Below are 19922 nucleotides of genomic sequence, written 5' to 3'. Positions count from 1 at the left end.
GGTAGGAAAAGGCGACACGTCCTAAGCCCGCTGCAGTGGTCCGCAGTGGTTTGGGAAGTAGGCGAATTCCAGCTGTCTTGGCAGATAAGGCAACGGCGACGTCAGGGACGTCACCGTTGCAAAACCTTATTTGCTGACGCTGACTCCGTAGAAGGAGTTCAAGCCAAACGGGCTGATCTTGAAGTCCTGCACGTTGTCGCGCATGGGTTGGAACACCGTCGAGTGAGCGATAGGTGTCATTGGAACGGCGTCTTTGAGGACGTGTTGCGCCTGTTTGTACAGTTCGGTGCGCTTGGCCTGATCGGTGGTGCGCTTGGCTTCTTTCACGATGCCGTCAAACTTCTTGTCACACCATTTGGAGAAGTTGTTGCCCTGCAGCGAATCGCAGCCGAACAGCACGTTCAGCCAGTTGTCCGGGTCACCGTTGTCGCCGCTCCAGCCAATCAGCATCGCGCCGTTTTCGCCGCCTTTGGAGCGCTTGATGTACTCGCCCCACTCATAGGTCACGATCTTGGCCTTGATACCGATCTTGGCCCAGTCGGACTGCAGCATTTCAGCCATCAGCTTGGCGTTCGGGTTGTAAGGACGCTGCACTGGCATCGCCCACAGGTTGATCTCGGTGCCTTCCTTGATGCCGGCTTCCTTGAGCAGCTCGCGGGCTTTCTCAGGGTTGTATGGCGCGTCCTTGATGGTGGTGTCGTAGGACCACTGGGTTGGCGGCATGGCGTTGACCGCCAGTTGACCTGCACCCTGGTAAACCGAGTCGATGATCTGCTGCTTGTTGACGGCCATGTCCAGTGCCTGGCGCACTTTCAGTTGAGCCATCGGGTTCGGCTGATCGCTGCCCTTGATCTTGTCCATCACGTTGTAGGCGATGTAACCCAGGTTGAAACCAGCCTGTTGAGGCACCTTCAGGGTCTTGTCCTCTTTCAGCGCCTTCAGGTCGGCCGGGCGTGGGAACAGGGTGATCTGGCACTCGTTCTTTTTCAGCTTCTGAATACGCACCGACGGGTCGGTGGTGATAGCGAAGATCAGGTTGTCGATCTTGACGTCGTCAGGCTTCCAGTAGTCCTTGTTCCCGGTGTAGCGGATGTTGGAGTCTTTCTGGTAGCTCTTGAACACGAACGGACCCGTGCCGACCGGCTTCTGGTTGATGTCGGCGGCTTTGCCTTCCTTGAGCAGTTGGGCAGCGTACTCGGCGGACTGGACCGAAGCGAAGCTCATGGCCATGTTCTGGATGAACGCGGCATCAACTTCCTTGAGGGTGAACTTGACGGTGTGATCGTCGACTTTATCGATCTTGGTGATGTTGGTGTCCATCCCCATGTCGGTGAAGTACGGGAATTCGGTCGGGTACGCCTTACGGAACGGATCATCCTTGTTAATCATGCGATTGAAGGTGAACAGCACGTCGTCGGCGTTGAACTCACGAGTTGGCTTGAAATACGGGGTGGTGTGGAACTTGACGCCTTCACGCAGGTGGAAGGTGTAAGTCAGGCCATCCGGGGAAATGTCCCAGCTGGTGGCCAGGCCAGGAACAACGGCGGTGCCGCCACGTTCGAACTGGCTCAAACGGTTGAACATGGTTTCTGCAGAGGCGTCGAAGTCGGTTCCGGTGGTGTACTGACCAGGATCAAAACCGGCCGGGCTCCCTTCGGAGCAAAACACCAGGTTAGTCGCTGCATGGGCGAAAGGTGCGCTAGCTAACAAGCTTGCGCCGACTAAAAACGGAATGACCGCGTGTTTAAGCATGGTGGCCTCATGATTTGTTGTCATTTTTGGAATTAGAGGACGACCTCGTGAGTCGACCTGCGGATACTTATGCAGGGCCCATACCCAATGCAAGATGCCGGGGAGCTACAACCCTTAAACAGTGGAACGAACGTACCTTAATGTCGCATATGTATAAATACTGACGCATTTGACCGTTTGCGGTCGTTTTTCTCGGTGCAAACGACGCACCATAGAGGTGCGGCCAGGGCGCCTGTCGCACCCGGCCGGAGCGCGGTGTTACTTATTTATACCCACCCCGTAGAACGGTGTGAGCCCGAACGGGCTGATCTTGAAGTCGGAAACTTCTTTGCGCAGAGGCTGAAAAACCGTCGAGTTGGCGATCGGTGTGATAGGCACTTGTTGCTTAAGGATTTTTTGTGCCTGTTGGTAGAGCTTGACCCGCTCGTCACGGTCGGTGGAGACCTTGGCCTGCTGAACCAGCTTGTCGTAGGCCGGGTCGCACCACTTGGCGTAGTTGCTACCTTTAACGGCGGCGCAGCTATAGAGCACGCCGAGCCAGTTGTCCGGGTCACCGTTGTCGCCGGTCCAGCCGTAGATCATCGCGTCGTGCTCGCCGTTCTTGGCGCGCTTGATGTACTCGCCCCATTCATAGCTGACGATGTTGGCCGTGATACCGACCTTGGCCCAGTCCTGCTGGATCATCTGCGCCGACATCCGTGCGTTCGGGTTGGACGCACGCTGCACGGTCATTGCCCATAAGTTGATAGTGGTACCGGGTGCAACCCCTGCTTCTTTTAGTAGCGCCTTTGCCTTGGTCGGGTCGTAGGGCGCGTCCTTGATGTTCGGGTCATACGACCATTGCGCTGGCGGCAGGGCGTTCTGCGCCAGTTGCCCGGCGCTTTGATAGACGGCCTTGATGATCGCCGGCTTGTCGATGGCCATGTCCAGCGCCTGGCGAACCTTGAGCTGGTCCAGTGGCGGGTGGGATACGTTGTAGGCCAGGAAGCCAAGGTTGAAACCGGCTTGCTTGAGCACCCGCAGGTTCGGGTCCTGTTCCATCACCTCGATGTCGGCCGGTCGCGGATAACCGCTGACCTGGCACTCGCCGGTCTTGAGCTTTTGCAGGCGCACGGCGGCGTCCGGGGTGATCGAGAAAATCAGGTTGTCGAGTTTCACGTCCTCGGGTTTCCAGTAAGCGCGGTTGGCGCTGTAGCGGATCTGCGAGTCCTTCTGATAACGCTTGAACACAAAGGGCCCAGTGCCGACCGGCTTCTGGTTGAGGTCAGCGGCTTTGCCCTCCTTGAGCAACTGCGCGGCGTACTCGGCGGACTGGATCGAGGCGAAGCTCATCGCCAGGTTCTGCACAAACGCGGCGTCGATGTTGTTCAGGCTGAAGCGCACCGTGTGCTCATCGAGCTTATCGACACTTTTGATCGTGGTGTTCAGGTCCATGTCGGTGAAGTACGGCGACTCGGTGGGGTAGGCCTTGCGAAACGGGTTTTCAGGGTCGAGCAAGCGCTGGAAGGTGAACAGCACATCGTCCGCATTGAAATCGCGGCTCGGCGTGAAGTAGTCGGTGGTATGAAACTTCACCCCGTCACGCAGGTGGAAGGTGTAGGTCAGGCCGTCTTTGGCGACCTCCCAACTCGTCGCCAAGCCTGGCTCGACTTCGGTGCCACCGCGTTTGAATTGGGTGAGACGGTTGAAGACTGTTTCGGCCGAGGCATCGAAGTCCGTGCCGCTGGTGTACTGGCTCGGGTCGAACCCGGCAGGACTGGCTTCGGAGCAGTAGACCAGGGTAGTCGCGGCGTGGGCGAATGGGGCGAATGGGGCGATGGTGGCGAGGGTGAGGGCAAGCAGAAGCGGTTTGACGGTGGTTCTATCCATGGAGTCCCCGAGGGTTTGGCGGCGGCTTTTTCTGGAGAGTAGCGTTGTTGCCGGGGCGCGCGGAAATATCCGTTTGTTAGGGTGACCCCTCTGTTTGGGCATACACAGGCCTCTGTCAAACGGACCCGCCACCCATCCGTTACCGACATTTACGGTAACAACACGGTTCGCTCCTACGAAAAGCGCTGTCAGACCAGGGCATGAGGGCGATTGTTCCGACGAGTTGTGGCGGTTGCGTTGGGTTTGGGGCTGCGCCTAACCTTTTGCTGTCGCTGAAAACTCAGCGAACGGGAGTGAGATCCCGGCAAAGAGTATGAATCGAGTGCCAGTACCACCATAATTGCCGCCAGCTTATCCGCTGTTCGCAATGCTTTATGGCGACTGTGTGCGGGCAGACTTCGGTCTGGCCGGTTCTACTCCCGGTAATCTCACACCGCACACAGCTGCCACCCCTTCGCCGAGTGAGATCGGCAAGCGATGGCTCCCAAAATGAGTGGAGTGTTCACATGGACAAGTTAATCCCTGATCCCCCCGCACCCGACGACGTTTCGCCGTACGAATCCCTCGACTCCAAAAAGCTCCACGACGCTGCCCACCGGGCACTGGATCACTACCTGAAACCGACGCTCGCCAAACTGCGCTTCAGCAATTTGCGTTCTGACCGGTTATTCAGCGTCGCCCCTGATGTGGGCACAGAAAGCCTCTTGGCCAACGCCTCGGAAGACCTGGCGTCGGTGAAAGTCATGGCCGCCGACCTGGCGTTCGAGATCGAAGGTTCGCGGCGCCATGTGGCACTGGCGATTTGTCGGCTGGTGGATGGGGTGCAGTTGCAGGTGGACAGGGCGCTGGATGATTTTGATGTGCCGGAGCCGGCGGAGTATCAGGTCAAGTAGGGCTCAGTGGGTCAGTCAGCGGAAGGCTGGCTGACCCACCTCAATTTCAAGGCATCAACACTTCAATCGAGCCATCGGCGGTCATGCTGACCTGGCTGGTGCCGGCTTCGACATCCGGGGTCACCGGTGCCGAGTCCATGCCCGCGGCTTTCATCATCATTGGCGCGCGCAGGTACGGCTGTGGATAACCGTTGCTGTTGAGGTTCAGGTTGACGATTTTGTAACCCTTGCCGCCCAGTGCATCGGTGGCCAGTTGGGCGCGGGCCTTGAAGGCGGTGACGGCTTCCTTGAGCAGCGCATCTTCGCTGGCCTTGCGGGTCGGAGTGGCGATGGCGAAATCCATGCCGCCCATCTTCAGATCAGTCAGCAGTTCGCCGGTGAGTTTGGACAGCGCTGCGAAGTTCGAGCTTTCCAGGCGCAGTTCGGCGCGTTCACGCCAGCCGGTGATTTTCTGGCCCTTGGTGTCGTAGATCGGGTAGCTGTGACGGCTGCCCTGGCGCAGGGTGATGTCCTTGACCTGTTTGGCCTGGGCCAGCGCCTTGTTCATGGTGGTGCTGACGTCGGCGGCGAGTTTCGCCGGGTCGGTGTTTTGTTCTTCGGTGTAGAGGGTCACGATCATCAGGTCGCGGGCCACTTCCTGACTGACTTCGGCACGCAGGGAAATCTGGTTGTAGTGAAGTTCGTCGACGGCCAATGCCGGCAGGCTGACGACGGTGCCGACACTGAGGGCGAGAAGGGCGGCGCTGCGGCGCAATGTGTTCATGAAGTCTCCTTGGGCGGTGCGCAGGGGTAAGGGTCCAAGCCTGCGTGAAACCATCAGACTGTAGCTTTTATTGCCGGGTTCACCCGATTACAACTTCTATACAGATCGAGCTCGCACTACTACCTGTAGCAGCTGGCGAAGCCGGCGTTCGGCCGCGAAGCGGTCGTAAAATCAGCTACCGCGTTGTTTCAGATTGAATGCGTTCTCCGGATTGCGAGCGCTTCGCGGCCGAACGCAGGCTTCGCCAGCTGCTACAGGGATTGTGGTGTGATGTGAACTGTCTTTGCCGTGTGGCGCTTTGCCGCACTTTTGCCTGTCGGGGCCCTCGCTTGGTTATACTCGACGCGATCCGCCTGGAGCGCTCATCAGGAGAGCTCATGCTCGCCCCCGTACAACTGCTTTCCGCGACTCGCCAGAACCTCTGGCGACTGACGTTCATCCGCACCCTGGTGCTGGCCGCTCAGGCCGGTTCGGTGGGGCTCGCCTACTGGTTCAACCTGCTGCCGCTGCCGTGGTTTCAACTGGCGGCGACCCTCGGCTGCTCGATGCTGCTGTGTGCCTTTACCGCGATCCGCTTGCGCACTTCATGGCCGGTGACTGAACTCGAATACGCCGTGCAACTGGCCTGCGACCTGTTTATCCACAGTGCGCTGCTGTATTTCTCCGGTGGTTCGACCAACCCGTTCGTTTCCTATTACCTGGTGCCGCTGACCATCGCCGCCGTGACGCTGCCGTGGCGTTATTCGGTGATTCTCTCGGGCATCGCGCTGGCGATGTACACCTTGTTGCTGGCGCAGTTTTACCCGCTGGAAACATTCCCGATGTACCGGGAAAAGATGCAGATCTACGGCATGTGGCTGAGTTTTGCCCTAGCGGCTGCGGTGATCACCTTCTTCGCTGCGCGGATGGCCGAAGAGTTGCGCCGTCAGGAAGAACTGCGGGCGATTCGCCGTGAAGAGGGCCTGCGCGACCAGCAACTGCTGGCTGTTGCGACCCAGGCCGCTGGCGCCGCTCACGAATTGGGCACGCCGCTGGCGACCATGAGCGTGTTGCTCAAGGAAATGCAGCAGGATCATCACGACCCGCTGCTGCAAGATGACTTGAGGGTGCTGCAGGATCAGGTGAAGCTGTGCAAGGAAACCTTGCAGCAACTGGTTCGCGCTGCCGAAGCCAATCGTCGGTTGGCGGTGGAGATGCAGGGTGTCAGCGTCTGGCTCGATGAAGCGCTTAACCGTTGGCACCTGATGCGTCCCGAAGCGACCTACCGCTTGCGGCGCCTGGGGCTTGGCGATGAACCGCGTCTGGCGCCGCCGCCGGACCTGACCCAAGCCTTGCTGAATTTACTGAACAACGCCGCCGATGCCTGCCCCGAAGGGCTGGAAGTGACGCTGAACTGGGATTCCGTCGAGCTGACCATCAGCATTCGCGACCACGGCCCCGGTGTGCCGCTGGCGATTGCCGAACAGATCGGCAAGCCGTTTTTTACCACCAAGGGCAAAGGTTTCGGCCTGGGCCTGTTTTTGAGCAAGGCCAGCGTGACACGCGCTGGCGGCTCAGTGAAACTCTACAGTCATGAGGAAGGCGGTACGCTCACCGAGCTGCGCCTGCCCCGTGTCGCCCGAGGAGACGAACATGAGTGACGAGATCCAAGTCGAAGGCGAAGACCTGCCGCATTTGTTGCTGGTAGACGACGACGCAACCTTCACCCGCGTGATGGCCCGCGCCATGAACCGTCGCGGTTTTCGTGTCAGCACTGCAAGCTCTGCCGAAGAGGGCCTGACCATCGCCCAGCAGGATCTGCCGGACTATGCCGCGCTGGACCTGAAAATGGACGGTGATTCGGGCCTGGTGTTGCTGCCAAAACTGCTCGAGCTCGACCCGGAAATGCGCGTGGTGATCCTCACCGGTTACTCGAGCATTGCCACCGCCGTCGAGGCGATCAAGCGCGGCGCCTGCAACTACCTGTGCAAACCGGCCGACGCCGATGACGTGCTGGCCGCCTTGCTCTCAGAGCACGCCGACCTTGATACCCTGGTGCCGGAAAACCCGATGTCGGTGGACCGCCTGCAATGGGAGCACATCCAGCGCGTGCTGACCGAGCATGAAGGCAACATCTCTGCCACTGCCCGCGCCCTGGGCATGCACCGGCGCACCCTGCAGCGCAAACTGCAGAAGCGTCCCGTTCGTCGCTGAACCGGCGCTGAACGGTTATCGCCAGACCTCGCGACAACCCGAGCCGATCATCTATGATCGGCTCGTGCCTGTTCTTTTCTTTATCGAGTCTGAACCATGAATCAGAACGCTGAATATTCCGCGGTCAACGACAGTGTGCGCGGGCAGTTTTTTCGCCGTGTCTGGCAGATGATCACGCCGTACTGGCGCAGTGAAGAGAAGGGTACCGCCTGGGCGCTGCTGATTGCGGTGATCGTGCTGTCGCTGATCAGCGTGGGGATCTCGGTGTGGTTCAACACCTGGTACAAGGACTTCTACAATGCCCTGCAAAAGAAGGACGAAGCGGCGTTCTGGCATCTGATCCTGTATTTCAGCGCGATTGCCGCAGTGGCGATTGTCGGTGCGGTGTACCGGCTCTATCTGACCCAGATGCTGACTATTCGCTGGCGGGCCTGGCTCACCGAGAAGCACTTCGCCCGTTGGCTCGGCGACAAGAATTACTATCAGCTGGAGCAGGGCGGTTATACCGATAACCCGGACCAGCGGATTTCCGAAGACCTTAACAACTTCACGTCCAACACCCTGGCTTTGGGGCTGGGCCTGATCCGCAATATCGTCAACCTGGTGTCGTTCTCGATCATCCTGTGGGGGGTGTCGGGCAGTATCGAGGTGTTTGGCTTTACCATTCCCGGCTACATGTTCTGGTGCGTGCTGGTCTATGCGGCGGTTGGCAGCTGGCTGACGCATTTGATCGGTCGCCGCTTGATCGGTCTGAATAACCAACAACAACGCTTCGAAGCCGACCTGCGTTTTTCCATGGTCCGGGTGCGTGAAAACGCCGAGAGTATCGCCCTGTACAACGGCGAACCTAACGAGCATCAGCGCTTGAGCACACGGTTTGGCAGGGTCTGGCACAACTTCTGGGACATCATGAAAGTGTCCAAGCGCCTGACCTTCTTTACCTCCGGCTATGGCCAGATCGCGATTATCTTCCCGTTCATGGTCGCCGCGCCGCGCTACTTTGCCGGCAAGATCGAACTCGGTGAACTGATGCAAATCAGCTCGGCCTTCGGCAACGTGCAGGAGAGTTTCAGTTGGTTCATCAGTGCGTACCAGGAGCTCGCCTCGTGGCGCGCCACCTGTGACCGTTTGCTGAGTTTCCGTCAGGCCATGAGCGAAAACGAAGAGCGCCAGCCGGCCATCGACGTGCAGAATCAGGGCTCGGAGCTGAAAATCCACAACCTGGGTCTGGACCTGGCCGACGGTCGTCACTTGCTGACCAATGCCGACATGACGGTAGAGGCGGGCGAGCGCGTCATGCTCAGCGGTCGTTCCGGCAGTGGCAAATCCACCTTGCTGCGGGCGATGGGGCATCTTTGGCCTGCGGGTCACGGCAACATCCGACTGCCGGCTGCGCGCTATCTGTTCCTCCCGCAAAAGCCGTATCTGCCGATTGGCAGCCTGCGTGACGCCCTGAGTTATCCACAGGCCGGCGACACCTACACGCACGAGCACTACGCGCGCGTGCTGGAAACCTGCCGTTTGCCGCATCTGGTTTCCCGTCTCGACGAAGCCAATCACTGGCAGCGAATGCTCTCGCCGGGCGAGCAGCAACGTCTGGCGTTTGCCCGAGCGCTGCTCTACGCACCGCAATGGCTGTACATGGACGAAGCGACTTCGGCAATGGACGAAGAGGATGAAGCGTCGCTGTATCAGGCACTGATCGATCATTTGCCAGGCCTGAGCATCGTCAGCGTCGGCCATCGCAGCAGCCTGAAACGTTTCCATCCACGGCATGTGCGGATCGACAGCGGCCATCTGCTGGAGCAGACCGTTACCGCCTAAACACCATAAACCCCCTGTGGGAGCGAGCCTACTCGCGATGACGGACTGACATCCAGCCTCAAGGTGTCTGACACTCCGCTATCGCGAGCAAGCTCGCTCCCATAAAGGGTATGGTGTTCTCAGGCAGTGATCGTACAACCGCGCTGCGCTATGATGCGTGCTCAACCGTTTGCCTGAGACTGATGTTCACCATGGAAAACCCGATCGACGCCCCCCGTCTTCCGCGCAAGCGCCGCAGCCTCGCGCAGGAACTGGTCACGGTGCTGTCCGAGCAGATTCGCGACGGCCTGCTCAAGCGTGGCGACAAGTTGCCCACCGAGTCGGCGATCATGGAAGCCCATGGCGTCAGTCGCACCGTGGTGCGTGAAGCGATATCGCGTTTGCAGGCGGCGGGGCAGGTTGAGACCCGTCATGGTATCGGTACGTTTGTGCTCGACACGCCGAGCCCAAGCGGCTTTCGCATCGATCCGGCGACGGTGGTGACGTTGCGCGATGTGCTGGCGATTCTGGAGTTGCGCATCAGCCTGGAAGTGGAATCCGCAGGCCTTGCCGCACAACGCCGCAGCCCCGAACAGTTGGCCTTGATGCGCGCGGCACTGGATGCCCTGAACGAAAGCGCCGCCCACGCAGGCGATGCGGTGGCATCGGACTTCCAGTTCCATTTGCAGATTGCCCTGGCCACCGGCAACCGCTACTTCACCGACATCATGACCCACCTGGGCACCAGCATCATTCCGCGTACCCGGCTCAATTCTGCGCGGCTGGCCCACGATGACCAGCAGCACTACATGAATCGCCTGGCGCGTGAACACGAAGAAATCTACGACGCCATCGCCCGCCAGGATTCGGACGCAGCCCGAGCGGCCATGCGCCTGCACCTGACCAACAGCCGTGAACGACTGCGCCATGCCCATGAAGAGGCAGAGGCGCAGCGTTGAAGGTTCACGCTTCGATGTACAGCTTCACACACTCCGAATAAGGCTCGAGGCTGGATTCATCGGTGAATTTGTAGCGCAATTCGACGGCTGTATTCGAGTACGCCTCCAGTACCGCTTTCGGGATGTACAGTTCGATTCCTGTGAGTTTGATCATGTCATCGACGGCGTCATTCCAGACGCCGGTTGGTGCTTGAAGACCTTCCCAGTCGGGCGATTCCGGATCGGCTCCGAGGATCGGGTAAACGTCCCAGTTCGCTTCGAAATGGTCCGAGTCGGGAACAAGCATTTTCAGCGTGTCACTCAGGCTCGACAATTTCACAGTTGTTTTTTCAGGGTGCAGACTGGACAGCTGCGGAAGAATGGGCGGGGCAAGCATCATGATGGGGGGCTCTCCGTGCGTGGCAGGCCATGATTCATTCACGGCGGGATCTGCACAGTACGAGTGTTTAGCCGGGGGCGCTGAAAATGATGATGACCAGGCGTTTCTGAGATGGCGCGACGACACACTCATGCCTGCGTATGCGCTTACACCTGACCAAAGGATGAACCGTAAGCCTGATCATCTGCCCTACCAATATATGGGGGTACGACCGAATCAACGCATGGGCGGGGCCTTCCAGTTCTCGACGTTTGAGGGTTCCCTTGACGACTTCCTGGAGTTCCGGTTTATGCAAAACCTTCTGTTGTGCAGTCATGATCAAAATCCCTTTAGCGATATTTCAAACCGTTTGATGAACGCCGCTTTGAACCCTGCGCTAAAGGAGCCGGTTTGTTAACTCCAGAGCTATTTACATCGCAATTGCCCAACGTCGCCAACTGTCAGAAATTACAGGTTCGACGAGTGGTAGGTATTCGGAGGTCCGGAGCAAGAACGGTATTGCCTGGCAGATTGCCTTCGCGAGCAAGCCCGCTCCCACATTTGATCTTTGTCGTACCCGGAATCTCAGTACGACGTGAATCTAGTGTGGGAGCGGGCTTGCTCGCGAAGGGGCCGGCAGCCCTCTCGCTATAACTTCAGCCAGTCTTGAGGATTGAACGATCCACCCTTACCGCCAATTGTCCGGCTCCGGGCTTGGCATCAAACGCCACGTGGCCCTTGTCATCCACAGTCGCCCGCGCAACCGGCACGCCATTGGCCAGCAGTTCCAGCGGTGCGCCGTTGAGGGATTGGCCCGAGGCCAGTTCGAGTGTCAGGTTGATAGTCATCAGTGATTTCCTTATCAGGCGTTGCGGTCTATGAAGGTGGTGGTGTGCGCGTCGATCGAGCCGATCAGTTCCGGCGAGCCGCCACGGAACTGGCGGAAAATGTTGCGTGAGGCGCCATTGCCCGGCACGTTCAGCGTCGGCTGGAAGCGCTCACTCAACTCCGCGTAATTCGACCAGGGGCCGATGTAGGACTCATTCAAGCCGTTGGTGTAGCTGAAGGCGTAACGCACGGCATTGCCGGGCAACCAGTTGGGTTCGCCGGGCGTTTGGCTCTGCCAGCCATCAGCCTGGATCGTCGGTGCGGCGGTGGGGGAGTCCAGGTAGCCGGTCGGTTTGTTCGGTGTGTAGTCCTTGAGCAGCAAGTAAGTGCTCCAACCCCACCAGTTGTCGATCCGGCTGCTGTCGTTGAGGTTGTTGACGTCACTGCGACGCAGCACCTTGTTGCCGTCCAGAACAAACAACCCGGAGAAGTTGCCCGCCGGTTTTTTCACGGTGTTGAGGTCAGGCAGATACTTCAGCGCAACGTAGCTGGAAGGCGCAGGCAGTGAACCGCTGAGGAACGTATCGAAGACTTCGTCGGCCGAGCGCTGGACCGCGAGTTTGACCTGTTTGCGGTTGGCGCTGTCGACCGAGTCGAAGTAGCGTTTGTCGCCGTAGGCATGCCACTGATCACCGTTGGTGTTGTTCACGTTGAGGCCGTATTTGCTGTCTTCATCGTGCATGAAACGGGTGATCAGCGAACCCAGGTCACTCGGCGTAACCGCTGCTGCCAGTTGTTTGCGCGGGATTCGCAGATGGCCGGCAGAGAACAGGTCGGTCAGGTAATGGTCGGCAAATGCGTTCATTGCGTAGGCCAGTTCCAATTGTTTTTCATCGCCACTGTTGTGGGCCAGAACGGCCTGTTGCAGGGCGGCGGTGTGCCCGGCGATGTACGCCAACAACGCCCATTCACCGAAGTGGTCGGCGTTGTTCGCCGCCAGTTTCAGATAGCGTCCCAAGGGGAACAGTGCCGAGACGAAACTGCCACCGCCGGTGATCTTGTTCCACTCTTCAGACAACGTATCACCGAGTGCGTCGTAGACCTCGTGGGGTTGTTTGCCGTCCCTGATCGCCTGATTGGCGGCAGCGATTTCCTTCTGCATCACGCTGAGAATCAACCCGGCTTCTGCTCGTGACGCCGGCAGTACGGCCAGTGAGTTGAACGCGGCAGTAAAACGCTGGATGCGATCAACCGGGGTCGCGCCATCGCAGATTGGCTGGTCGGGAATGCCGTAGAAATCACCGCCTAGCGAAACGATTTGGCCGTAGCTCAGTGCCAGGCCATTGGGCAGGTGCAATGGCACTTGCCAGGCCGCAACGGCCGGTGCGTCATTGACGAAGCGCAGCAGGGTGGCATCGCCGATGGCGGTGTGTTCGCCGCCTTCGAAACGCGGTGCAGGCTCGGTGTTCAGCGATTTTCCAGCCAGACCGGGTGCGTGATGTTTGGGGCTGTGTTGACTGTGAGTCAGCAGTATCAGGTGATCGCCGTCACCGGAAATGGCAATGCCATGTTCGCTGAACAGCTGATCCAGATCGGCAATGATCCGGTCGTCATGAGTGAGGTTTTCCTGCGATTGGGTATGTAGACCTGACATTTCTAGCTCCTTGATATGTCATAGGTTGTGTCTCGAATTGCTGTATGTATATACAGTTGTTGTCGAGCATAGCTGCAAACTTTCCTACGTCAAGGAAGTGATTTTTCCTACCCGGATTTTCCATCTGGCGATGAAATGCAGTTGACGGTCGCATTTTAAGTTGTACGATGACCTACAACTTCGGCGAGAGCTGATCAGGTTTTCTCATCACAACGTGCGTCCAGGGTGTTCGAATAATGAATCCACAAGAACTGAAGTCCATCCTCTCCTCCGGTCTGCTGTCTTTCCCGGTTACCGATTTCAATGCTCAGGGCGATTTCCATCGCGCGGGCTATATCAAACGTCTCGAATGGCTGGCCCCATACGGCGCTTCGGCCTTGTTCGCCGCAGGCGGCACTGGTGAGTTCTTCTCCCTGGCGGCCAGCGAATATTCCGATGTGATCAAGACGGCTGTAGACACCTGCGCCAGCAGCGTGCCGATTCTGGCCGGTGTCGGTGGTTCAACCCGTCAGGCCATCGAATACGCTCAAGAAGCCGAGCGCTTGGGCGCCAAAGGCTTGTTGCTGCTGCCGCACTACTTGACCGAAGCCAGTCAGGACGGTGTTGCCGCCCACGTTGAAGCCGTGTGCAAATCGGTGAAGATCGGTGTGGTGGTTTACAACCGCAATGTCTGCCGCCTGACCGCGCCGCTGCTGGAACGCCTGGCTGAACGCTGCCCGAACCTGATCGGCTACAAGGATGGGCTGGGCGATATCGAGTTGATGGTGTCGATCCGTCGCCGCCTCGGTGATCGCTTCAGCTACCTGGGTGGTCTGCCGACTGCCGAAGTCTACGCCGCCGCTTATAAAGCACTGGGCGTTCCGGTCTATTCCTCGGCGGTGTTCAACTTCCTGCCGAAAATGGCGATGGATTTCTACCACGCCATCGCTCGCGACGATCACGCTACCGTCGGCAAACTGATCGATGATTTCTTCCTGCCTTACCTGGACATCCGTAACCGCAAGTCGGGTTACGCGGTGAGCATCGTCAAGGCAGGCGCGAAAATCGCTGGCTACGATGCCGGTCCCGTACGTACCCCGCTGACTGACCTGACGCCGGAAGAGTTTGAAATGCTCGCGGCGTTGATGGACAAGCAAGGCGCGCAATAACCCGCTGAATCAACCAGGGCCGCTGAGCAATCGGCGGCTTTTTGTGCAAGAACTTCTGTTAAGGGGAAAGCGCTGTGGCAGACGTAAAACGATTCGACAACTTCATTGGCGGCCAATGGGTCGCGGGTGCCGAGTACTCGACCAATATCAACCCGTCCGAGTTGACCGATGTCATTGGCGAATACGCCAAGGCGGACCTGGCTCAGGTGAACGCGGCCATTGACGCCGCTCGTGCTGCTTTCCCGGCCTGGTCGACGTCAGGCATTCAGGCCCGCAGCGATGCGCTGGATAAAGTCGGCAGCGAAATCCTCGCGCGTCGCGAAGAGCTCGGCACCTTGCTGGCGCGGGAGGAGGGCAAGACCCTGCCTGAAGCTATCGGCGAGGTGTCTCGCGCCGGCAACATCTTCAAGTTCTTCGCGGGTGAATGCCTGCGCTTGTCCGGCGATTACCTGCCGTCGGTGCGTCCTGGCGTCAACGTCGAAGTCACCCGCGAAGCCCTTGGCGTGGTCGGCTTGATCACGCCGTGGAACTTCCCGATTGCCATTCCGGCCTGGAAAATCGCCCCGGCCTTGGCCTACGGCAACTGCGTGGTGCTCAAGCCGGCAGAGCTGGTGCCCGGTTGCGCCTGGGCCCTGGCCGAAATCATTTCCCGTGCCGGTTTCCCGGCCGGGGTGTTCAACCTGGTGATGGGCAGCGGTCGAGTGATTGGCGATGCCATGGTCAACAGCCCGAAAGTCGATGGCATCAGCTTCACCGGCTCGGTGGGCGTAGGCCGGCAGATCGCGGTCAACTGTGTGTCGCGTCAGGCCAAGGTTCAGTTGGAAATGGGCGGCAAGAACCCGCAGATCATTCTCGACGACGCCGACCTCAAGCAAGCCGTCGAACTGTCGGTGCAGAGTGCGTTTTATTCCACCGGCCAGCGTTGCACGGCCTCGAGCCGCTTGATCGTCACTGCCGGGATTCACGACAAGTTCGTCGAGGCCATGGCTGAGCGGATGAAGTCGATCAAGGTCGGACATGCCCTGAAAAGCGGCACCGACATCGGCCCGGTGGTTTCCCAGGCACAACTGGAACAGGACTTGAAGTACATCGACATCGGCCAATCCGAAGGTGCGCGACTGGTCAGTGGCGGTGGCCTGGTGACCTGCGACACCGAAGGCTATTACCTCGCGCCAACGCTGTTTGCCGACAGTGAGGCKGYGATGCGTATCAGCCGCGAAGAGATCTTCGGCCCGGTGGCGAACATCGTTCGGGTGGCCGATTACGACGCGGCGCTGGCGATGGCCAACGACACCGAGTTCGGTTTGTCGGCGGGTATCGCCACCACCTCGCTGAAGTACGCCAACCACTTCAAGCGCCACTCCCAGGCCGGGATGGTGATGGTCAATCTGCCGACTGCCGGTGTGGATTACCACGTGCCTTTTGGTGGCCGAAAAGGTTCATCCTATGGATCGCGGGAGCAAGGTCGCTACGCGCAGGAGTTCTACACCGTGGTGAAGACTTCCTATATCGGTTCGTAACACGCAACACCGCTCTCTGTGGAAGCGAGCTTGCTCGCTCCCACAGAAAGCAAAAAATAAAACGATTACCCGCAAAAAAAATAATTAGTGGGAGTACATCTACATGCAAGCGACCAAGCCGACCCACGTCCGCTATTTAATCCTGCTCATGCTGTTTCTGGTGACCACGATCAACTACGCCGACCGTGCCACCATCGCCATTGCCGGCTCCAGCCTGCAAAAAGACCTGGGCATCGACGCCGTCACCCTCGGCTACATATTCTCTGCATTCGGTTGGGCCTACGTCGCCGGTCAGATCCCCGGCGGCTGGCTGCTCGACCGCTTCGGTTCGAAAAAAGTCTATGCCCTGAGCATCTTCACCTGGTCGCTGTTCACCGTGCTGCAAGGCTATGTCGGTGAGTTCGGTGTCTCCACCGCCATCGTCGCGCTGTTCATGTTGCGCTTTCTGGTGGGCCTGGCCGAAGCGCCATCCTTCCCCGGTAATGCACGCATCGTTGCGGCCTGGTTTCCAACCGCCGAACGCGGGACCGCCTCGGCGATCTTCAACTCGGCGCAATACTTCGCCACGGTGATCTTCGCGCCGCTGATGGGCTGGATCGTCTACAGCTTTGGCTGGCAGCACGTGTTTATGGTGATGGGCGGGATCGGCATCGTGTTCTCGCTGATCTGGTTGAAAATTATCCACAGCCCGCGCCAGCACCCGATGATCAACGAGGCCGAGTTCAAGCACATCGCCGACAACGGCGGCCTGGTCGACATGGATCAGGACCGGGGCAAGCGCAGCGACGGGCCGAAGTGGGATTACGTGCGCCAACTGCTGAGCAACCGCATGATGCTGGGCGTGTACCTGGGCCAGTACTGCATCAACGGCATCACTTATTTCTTCCTGACCTGGTTCCCGGTGTACCTGGTGCAGGAACGCGGCATGACCATTCTCAAAGCCGGTTTCATTGCCTCACTGCCAGCCATCTGCGGGTTTATCGGTGGGGTGCTGGGCGGGCTCATTTCCGACTACCTGCTGCGCAAGGGCCACTCGCTGACCTTCGCCCGCAAGGCGCCGATCATCGGTGGGCTGTTGCTGTCGACCAGTATCGTGGCCTGCAACTATGTGGACATCGAATGGATCGTCGTGGGCTTCATGGCCCTGGCCTTCTTCGGTAAAGGCGTGGGCGCATTGGGTTGGGCGGTGGTTTCCGACACGTCGCCAAAACAGATCGCGGGCTTGAGTGGCGGGCTGTTCAACATGTTCGGCAATATCGCGTCGATCACTACACCGATCGTGATTGGCTACATCATCAGTACCACCGGCTCCTTCAAATGGGCGCTGGTGTTTGTCGGCTGCAACGCGCTGGTCGCGGTGTTCAGCTACCTGGTCATCGTTGGGCCGATCAAGCGCGTGGTACTCAAAGAGCCACCCGCCAATGGCTCCGAACTGACTAACAAATTGTCTCAAGCGCATTCCTGAGGAGCGGCGTCATGCAGTTGATTGAACATTCCGACTCGCCGCGCTACATCCGGCTGCACGAGCGCGACAATGTGGTGATCGTGGTCAATGACCAGGGCGTACCGGCCGGCACTGAATTCCCGGACGGCTTGGTGACCGTGGAGTTCGTGCCACAGAGCCATAAGGTGACGCTGGAGGATATCCCCGAGGGTGGCCGGGTGATTCGTTACGGCCAGACCATCGGTTACGCCTTGCAGCCGATCCCGCGTGGCAGTTGGGTCAAGGAAGATCAACTGCGCATGCCCACCGCGCCGCCGCTCAACAGCCTGCCGCTGTCCACCGAGGTGCCGGCCGCACAAGCGCCGCTGGAAGGCTTCACCTTCGAGGGTTATCGCAATGCTGACGGCACCGTCGGTACGCGCAACATTCTCGGGATCACCACCACCGTGCAATGCGTGACCGGGGTGCTCGACCATGCGGTCAAGCGCATCAAGGATGAGTTGCTGCCCAAGTACCCGCACGTCGATGACGTGATCGCGTTGACTCACAGCTACGGCTGCGGCGTGGCGATTACCGCCACCGACGCCTACATCCCGATCCGCACCGTGCGCAACCTGGCGCGCAATCCAAACCTGGGCGGCGAAGCGTTGGTGATCAGTCTGGGCTGCGAGAAATTGCAGGCCGGGCAGGTGATGCACGAGAACGACAGCTCGGTGGACCTCAGCGAGCCGTGGTTGTATCGCTTGCAGGATTCCAGTCATGGTTTCAGCGAGATGATCGAGCAGATCATGGCGTTGGCTGAAATCCGCCTGAAGAAACTCGATCAGCGCCGCCGCGTAACCGTGCCGGCGTCCGAGCTGATCCTCGGCATGCAGTGCGGTGGCAGTGATGCGTTTTCCGGGATCACCGCCAACCCGGCGCTGGGTTATGCCTCGGATTTGTTGCTAAGGGCCGGGGCGACGGTGATGTTTTCCGAAGTCACTGAAGTGCGCGATGCGATCTACCTGCTGACTTCGCGGGCAGAAACCAAGGAAGTCGCCCAGGAACTGGTGCGCGAAATGGATTGGTACGACCGCTACCTGGCCAAGGGCGAAGCGGACCGCAGCGCCAACACCACGCCGGGTAACAAGAAGGGCGGGTTGTCGAACATTGTCGAAAAATCCCTGGGCTCGATCGTCAAGTCCGGCAACAGCGCGATCAATGGCGTGCTCGGTCCGGGCGAACGCTTCAAGCGCAAAGGGCTGATTTTTTGTGCGACACCGGCCAGTGATTTTGTCTGTGGGACCTTGCAACTGGCGGCCGGGATGAACCTGCACGTGTTCACCACCGGGCGCGGCACGCCTTATGGCCTGGCGATGGCGCCGGTGGTCAAGGTTTCGACCCGAACCGACCTGGCCCGGCGTTGGCCGGATCTGATCGACATCGATGCCGGGCGGATTGCCACCGGACGTGCATCCATCGAGGAATTGGGCTGGGAGTTGTTCCACTTCTACCTGGACGTAGCCAGTGGCAGGAAGCAGACGTGGGCGGAGCGGCACAAACTGCACAACGACATTACCTTGTTCAACCCGGCGCCTATCACGTAGGACCGCGTTATCGTTCATCGCGAGCAGGCTCGCTCCCACAGGTTCAGCGCCATCCTTGTGGGAGCGAGCCTGCTCGCGATGGCGGTCTACCAGACGCCAGCGTCCTCGGTGGCTTATCATTAGCCCCCTAACGACGCCCCTCAAGGTTCACCCGGCATGCTGGCAATCTTTTTCGAAACGCTGACCATCACCGCGCCAGTCTTTGCCATGCTGTTTTTGGGTGTTCTGCTCAAGCGCATCAACTGGATCAACGACGACTTTATCCACACCGCCTCGTCGCTGGTGTTCAATGTCACCATGCCGGCGTTGCTGTTTCTCGGGATCGTGCACGCCGACCTGCACGCGGCCTTGAAGCCGGCGCTGCTGATTTATTTCGCGCTGGCAACCCTGGCGTGTTTCGCGATTGCCTGGGGCTGGGCGATCTGGCGTTGCCCGCGAGAGGATCGCGGGATCTACACCCAAGGCGCGTTTCGCGGTAATAACGGGGTCATCGGCCTGGCGCTGGCGGCGAGCATGTACGGCGACTACGGAATTTCCCTCGGGGCGATTCTTGCCGCGCTGGTGATCCTGTTTTACAACACGCTGTCGACTATCGTGCTGGCGGTGTACAGCCCGGTGATCAAGTCCGATCCGTGGAGCATCTGCAAAAGTGTGCTCAGCAATCCGCTGATCATCAGTGTGATATCTGCCGCGCCGTTCGCCTATTTCAAGATTGGTTTGCCCGGCTGGCTGGAGACGTCCGGCAACTACCTGGCGCAGATGACCTTGCCGCTGGCGTTGATCTGTATTGGCGGCACGCTGTCGCTGGCGGCGTTGCGCAAGAGCGGTGATCTTGCGTTGAGTTCAAGTCTGGTGAAGATGGTCGGCTTGCCGATCCTGGCCACGCTCGGCGCCTGGCTCTGGGGATTTCGCGGGGCGGAGTTGGGGATTCTGTTCCTGTACTTCGGCAGCCCGACGGCGGCCGCCAGTTTTGTCATGGCCCGGGCGGCCAACGGCAACCATGAACTGGCGGCGGCGATCATCGTCATCACCACGTTGATGGCGGCGGTCACCACCAACCTCGGGATCTTTGTGTTGCAGTGGGGTGGGTGGATCTAGCCAATAGATCCTCATTGCCCTCAGGTCCAATCGCGAGCAGGCTCGCTCCCACAA

General features: G+C 59.2%; 16 protein-coding genes. 10 read left to right on the top strand and 6 right to left on the bottom strand.

Annotated elements, in window-relative coordinates; genetic code table 11:
• Window positions 1-126: 126 nt before the first annotated feature.
• Window positions 127-1752 carry an ABC transporter substrate-binding protein gene (locus tag AC1DHT_RS16420; protein ID WP_427542633.1) on the bottom strand — a complete coding sequence of 542 codons (1626 nt, stop codon included), beginning with the start codon at window positions 1750-1752 and terminating at the stop codon, window positions 127-129.
• 258 nt (window positions 1753-2010) lie between these two features.
• Window positions 2011-3621 (bottom strand): ABC transporter substrate-binding protein, encoded by a 1611-nt coding sequence (locus tag AC1DHT_RS16415; RefSeq protein ID WP_427542630.1) that lies wholly within the window; start codon window positions 3619-3621, stop codon window positions 2011-2013.
• 506 nt (window positions 3622-4127) lie between these two features.
• On the opposite strand from AC1DHT_RS16415, the gene AC1DHT_RS16410 reads away from it, so the two are divergent.
• The gene (locus tag AC1DHT_RS16410; protein ID WP_427542627.1) at window positions 4128-4514 is read left to right on the top strand and encodes a DUF6124 family protein; all 387 of its coding nucleotides are present in this window, start codon (window positions 4128-4130) and stop codon (window positions 4512-4514) included.
• 46 nt (window positions 4515-4560) lie between these two features.
• Here the strand turns inward: AC1DHT_RS16410 and AC1DHT_RS16405 are convergent, their stop codons facing one another.
• Window positions 4561-5277: an SIMPL domain-containing protein gene (locus tag AC1DHT_RS16405; RefSeq protein ID WP_427542624.1), complete on the bottom strand. Its 717-nt coding sequence runs from the start codon at window positions 5275-5277 to the stop codon at window positions 4561-4563.
• A gap of 377 nt (window positions 5278-5654) precedes the next feature.
• Between AC1DHT_RS16405 and AC1DHT_RS16400 the strand changes: the two genes are divergently transcribed.
• From AC1DHT_RS16400 to AC1DHT_RS16385, 4 genes are all read left to right on the top strand, one after another.
• Entirely contained in the window at window positions 5655-6917 is a 1263-nt protein-coding gene (locus AC1DHT_RS16400) for an ATP-binding protein (protein WP_427542621.1), read from the top strand.
• Window positions 6910-7470 carry a response regulator transcription factor gene (locus tag AC1DHT_RS16395; protein WP_427542618.1) on the top strand — a complete coding sequence of 187 codons (561 nt, stop codon included), beginning with the start codon at window positions 6910-6912 and terminating at the stop codon, window positions 7468-7470. The genes AC1DHT_RS16400 and AC1DHT_RS16395 overlap by 8 nt, the downstream gene beginning before the upstream one ends.
• A gap of 96 nt (window positions 7471-7566) precedes the next feature.
• On the top strand, window positions 7567-9294 hold the full coding sequence (locus AC1DHT_RS16390) for an ABC transporter ATP-binding protein/permease (RefSeq protein ID WP_427542615.1): 1728 nt from the start codon (window positions 7567-7569) through the stop codon (window positions 9292-9294).
• Window positions 9295-9485: 191 nt separating this feature from the next.
• Window positions 9486-10232: a FadR/GntR family transcriptional regulator gene (locus tag AC1DHT_RS16385; RefSeq protein ID WP_427530074.1), complete on the top strand. Its 747-nt coding sequence runs from the start codon at window positions 9486-9488 to the stop codon at window positions 10230-10232.
• 4 nt (window positions 10233-10236) lie between these two features.
• Here AC1DHT_RS16385 and AC1DHT_RS16380 read toward each other — a convergent pair whose 3' ends face one another.
• The 3 genes from AC1DHT_RS16380 to AC1DHT_RS16370 all read right to left on the bottom strand — a co-directional run bounded on the left by AC1DHT_RS16380 (window position 10237) and on the right by AC1DHT_RS16370 (window position 13072).
• Entirely contained in the window at window positions 10237-10611 is a 375-nt protein-coding gene (locus AC1DHT_RS16380; RefSeq protein ID WP_427542612.1) for a hypothetical protein, read from the bottom strand.
• A gap of 635 nt (window positions 10612-11246) precedes the next feature.
• The gene (locus tag AC1DHT_RS16375) at window positions 11247-11438 is read right to left on the bottom strand and encodes a hypothetical protein (RefSeq protein ID WP_145015771.1); all 192 of its coding nucleotides are present in this window, start codon (window positions 11436-11438) and stop codon (window positions 11247-11249) included.
• A 14-nt stretch (window positions 11439-11452) separates the two neighbouring features.
• Window positions 11453-13072 carry a phospholipase gene (locus AC1DHT_RS16370; RefSeq protein ID WP_427542608.1) on the bottom strand — a complete coding sequence of 540 codons (1620 nt, stop codon included), beginning with the start codon at window positions 13070-13072 and terminating at the stop codon, window positions 11453-11455.
• Window positions 13073-13308: 236 nt separating this feature from the next.
• Here AC1DHT_RS16370 and kdgD point away from each other — a divergent pair, with 236 nt between their 5' ends.
• From kdgD to AC1DHT_RS16345, 5 genes are all read left to right on the top strand, one after another.
• A complete protein-coding gene (kdgD, locus tag AC1DHT_RS16365) occupies window positions 13309-14220 on the top strand; it encodes a 5-dehydro-4-deoxyglucarate dehydratase (RefSeq protein WP_427542605.1) in 912 nt (303 codons plus the stop codon).
• Between the two features lie 74 nt (window positions 14221-14294).
• Window positions 14295-15740, top strand: a complete 1446-nt coding sequence (locus AC1DHT_RS16360; protein WP_477761399.1) for an aldehyde dehydrogenase family protein — start codon at window positions 14295-14297, stop codon at window positions 15738-15740.
• Between the two features lie 103 nt (window positions 15741-15843).
• Complete coding sequence (locus AC1DHT_RS16355) at window positions 15844-17205, top strand: MFS transporter (protein WP_427542599.1); 1362 nt, start codon at window positions 15844-15846, stop codon at window positions 17203-17205.
• An 11-nt stretch (window positions 17206-17216) separates the two neighbouring features.
• Window positions 17217-18770 (top strand): galactarate dehydratase, encoded by a 1554-nt coding sequence (gene garD / locus AC1DHT_RS16350; protein ID WP_427542596.1) that lies wholly within the window; start codon window positions 17217-17219, stop codon window positions 18768-18770.
• A 156-nt stretch (window positions 18771-18926) separates the two neighbouring features.
• Window positions 18927-19868 carry an AEC family transporter gene (locus AC1DHT_RS16345; RefSeq protein WP_427542593.1) on the top strand — a complete coding sequence of 314 codons (942 nt, stop codon included), beginning with the start codon at window positions 18927-18929 and terminating at the stop codon, window positions 19866-19868.
• The last annotated feature ends 54 nt before the right edge of the window (window positions 19869-19922 follow it).

This window comes from Pseudomonas sp. 05N432, assembly GCF_056396945.1.
This window is presented reverse-complemented; position numbering and strand designations above follow the sequence as displayed.

What these genes read in the sequence shown, in the direction of transcription:
- AC1DHT_RS16420 (WP_427542633.1), bottom strand. Translation starts at nt 1,752, where the DNA reads ATGCTTAAACACGCGGTCATTCCGTTTTTAGTCGGCGCAAGCTTGTTA.
- AC1DHT_RS16415 (WP_427542630.1), bottom strand. Translation starts at nt 3,621, where the DNA reads ATGGATAGAACCACCGTCAAACCGCTTCTGCTTGCCCTCACCCTCGCC.
- AC1DHT_RS16410 (WP_427542627.1), top strand. Translation starts at nt 4,128, where the DNA reads ATGGACAAGTTAATCCCTGATCCCCCCGCACCCGACGACGTTTCGCCG.
- AC1DHT_RS16405 (WP_427542624.1), bottom strand. Translation starts at nt 5,277, where the DNA reads ATGAACACATTGCGCCGCAGCGCCGCCCTTCTCGCCCTCAGTGTCGGC.
- AC1DHT_RS16400 (WP_427542621.1), top strand. Translation starts at nt 5,655, where the DNA reads ATGCTCGCCCCCGTACAACTGCTTTCCGCGACTCGCCAGAACCTCTGG.
- AC1DHT_RS16395 (WP_427542618.1), top strand. Translation starts at nt 6,910, where the DNA reads ATGAGTGACGAGATCCAAGTCGAAGGCGAAGACCTGCCGCATTTGTTG.
- AC1DHT_RS16390 (WP_427542615.1), top strand. Translation starts at nt 7,567, where the DNA reads ATGAATCAGAACGCTGAATATTCCGCGGTCAACGACAGTGTGCGCGGG.
- AC1DHT_RS16385 (WP_427530074.1), top strand. Translation starts at nt 9,486, where the DNA reads ATGGAAAACCCGATCGACGCCCCCCGTCTTCCGCGCAAGCGCCGCAGC.
- AC1DHT_RS16380 (WP_427542612.1), bottom strand. Translation starts at nt 10,611, where the DNA reads ATGATGCTTGCCCCGCCCATTCTTCCGCAGCTGTCCAGTCTGCACCCT.
- AC1DHT_RS16375 (WP_145015771.1), bottom strand. Translation starts at nt 11,438, where the DNA reads ATGACTATCAACCTGACACTCGAACTGGCCTCGGGCCAATCCCTCAAC.
- AC1DHT_RS16370 (WP_427542608.1), bottom strand. Translation starts at nt 13,072, where the DNA reads ATGTCAGGTCTACATACCCAATCGCAGGAAAACCTCACTCATGACGAC.
- kdgD (WP_427542605.1), top strand. Translation starts at nt 13,309, where the DNA reads ATGAATCCACAAGAACTGAAGTCCATCCTCTCCTCCGGTCTGCTGTCT.
- AC1DHT_RS16355 (WP_427542599.1), top strand. Translation starts at nt 15,844, where the DNA reads ATGCAAGCGACCAAGCCGACCCACGTCCGCTATTTAATCCTGCTCATG.
- garD (WP_427542596.1), top strand. Translation starts at nt 17,217, where the DNA reads ATGCAGTTGATTGAACATTCCGACTCGCCGCGCTACATCCGGCTGCAC.
- AC1DHT_RS16345 (WP_427542593.1), top strand. Translation starts at nt 18,927, where the DNA reads ATGCTGGCAATCTTTTTCGAAACGCTGACCATCACCGCGCCAGTCTTT.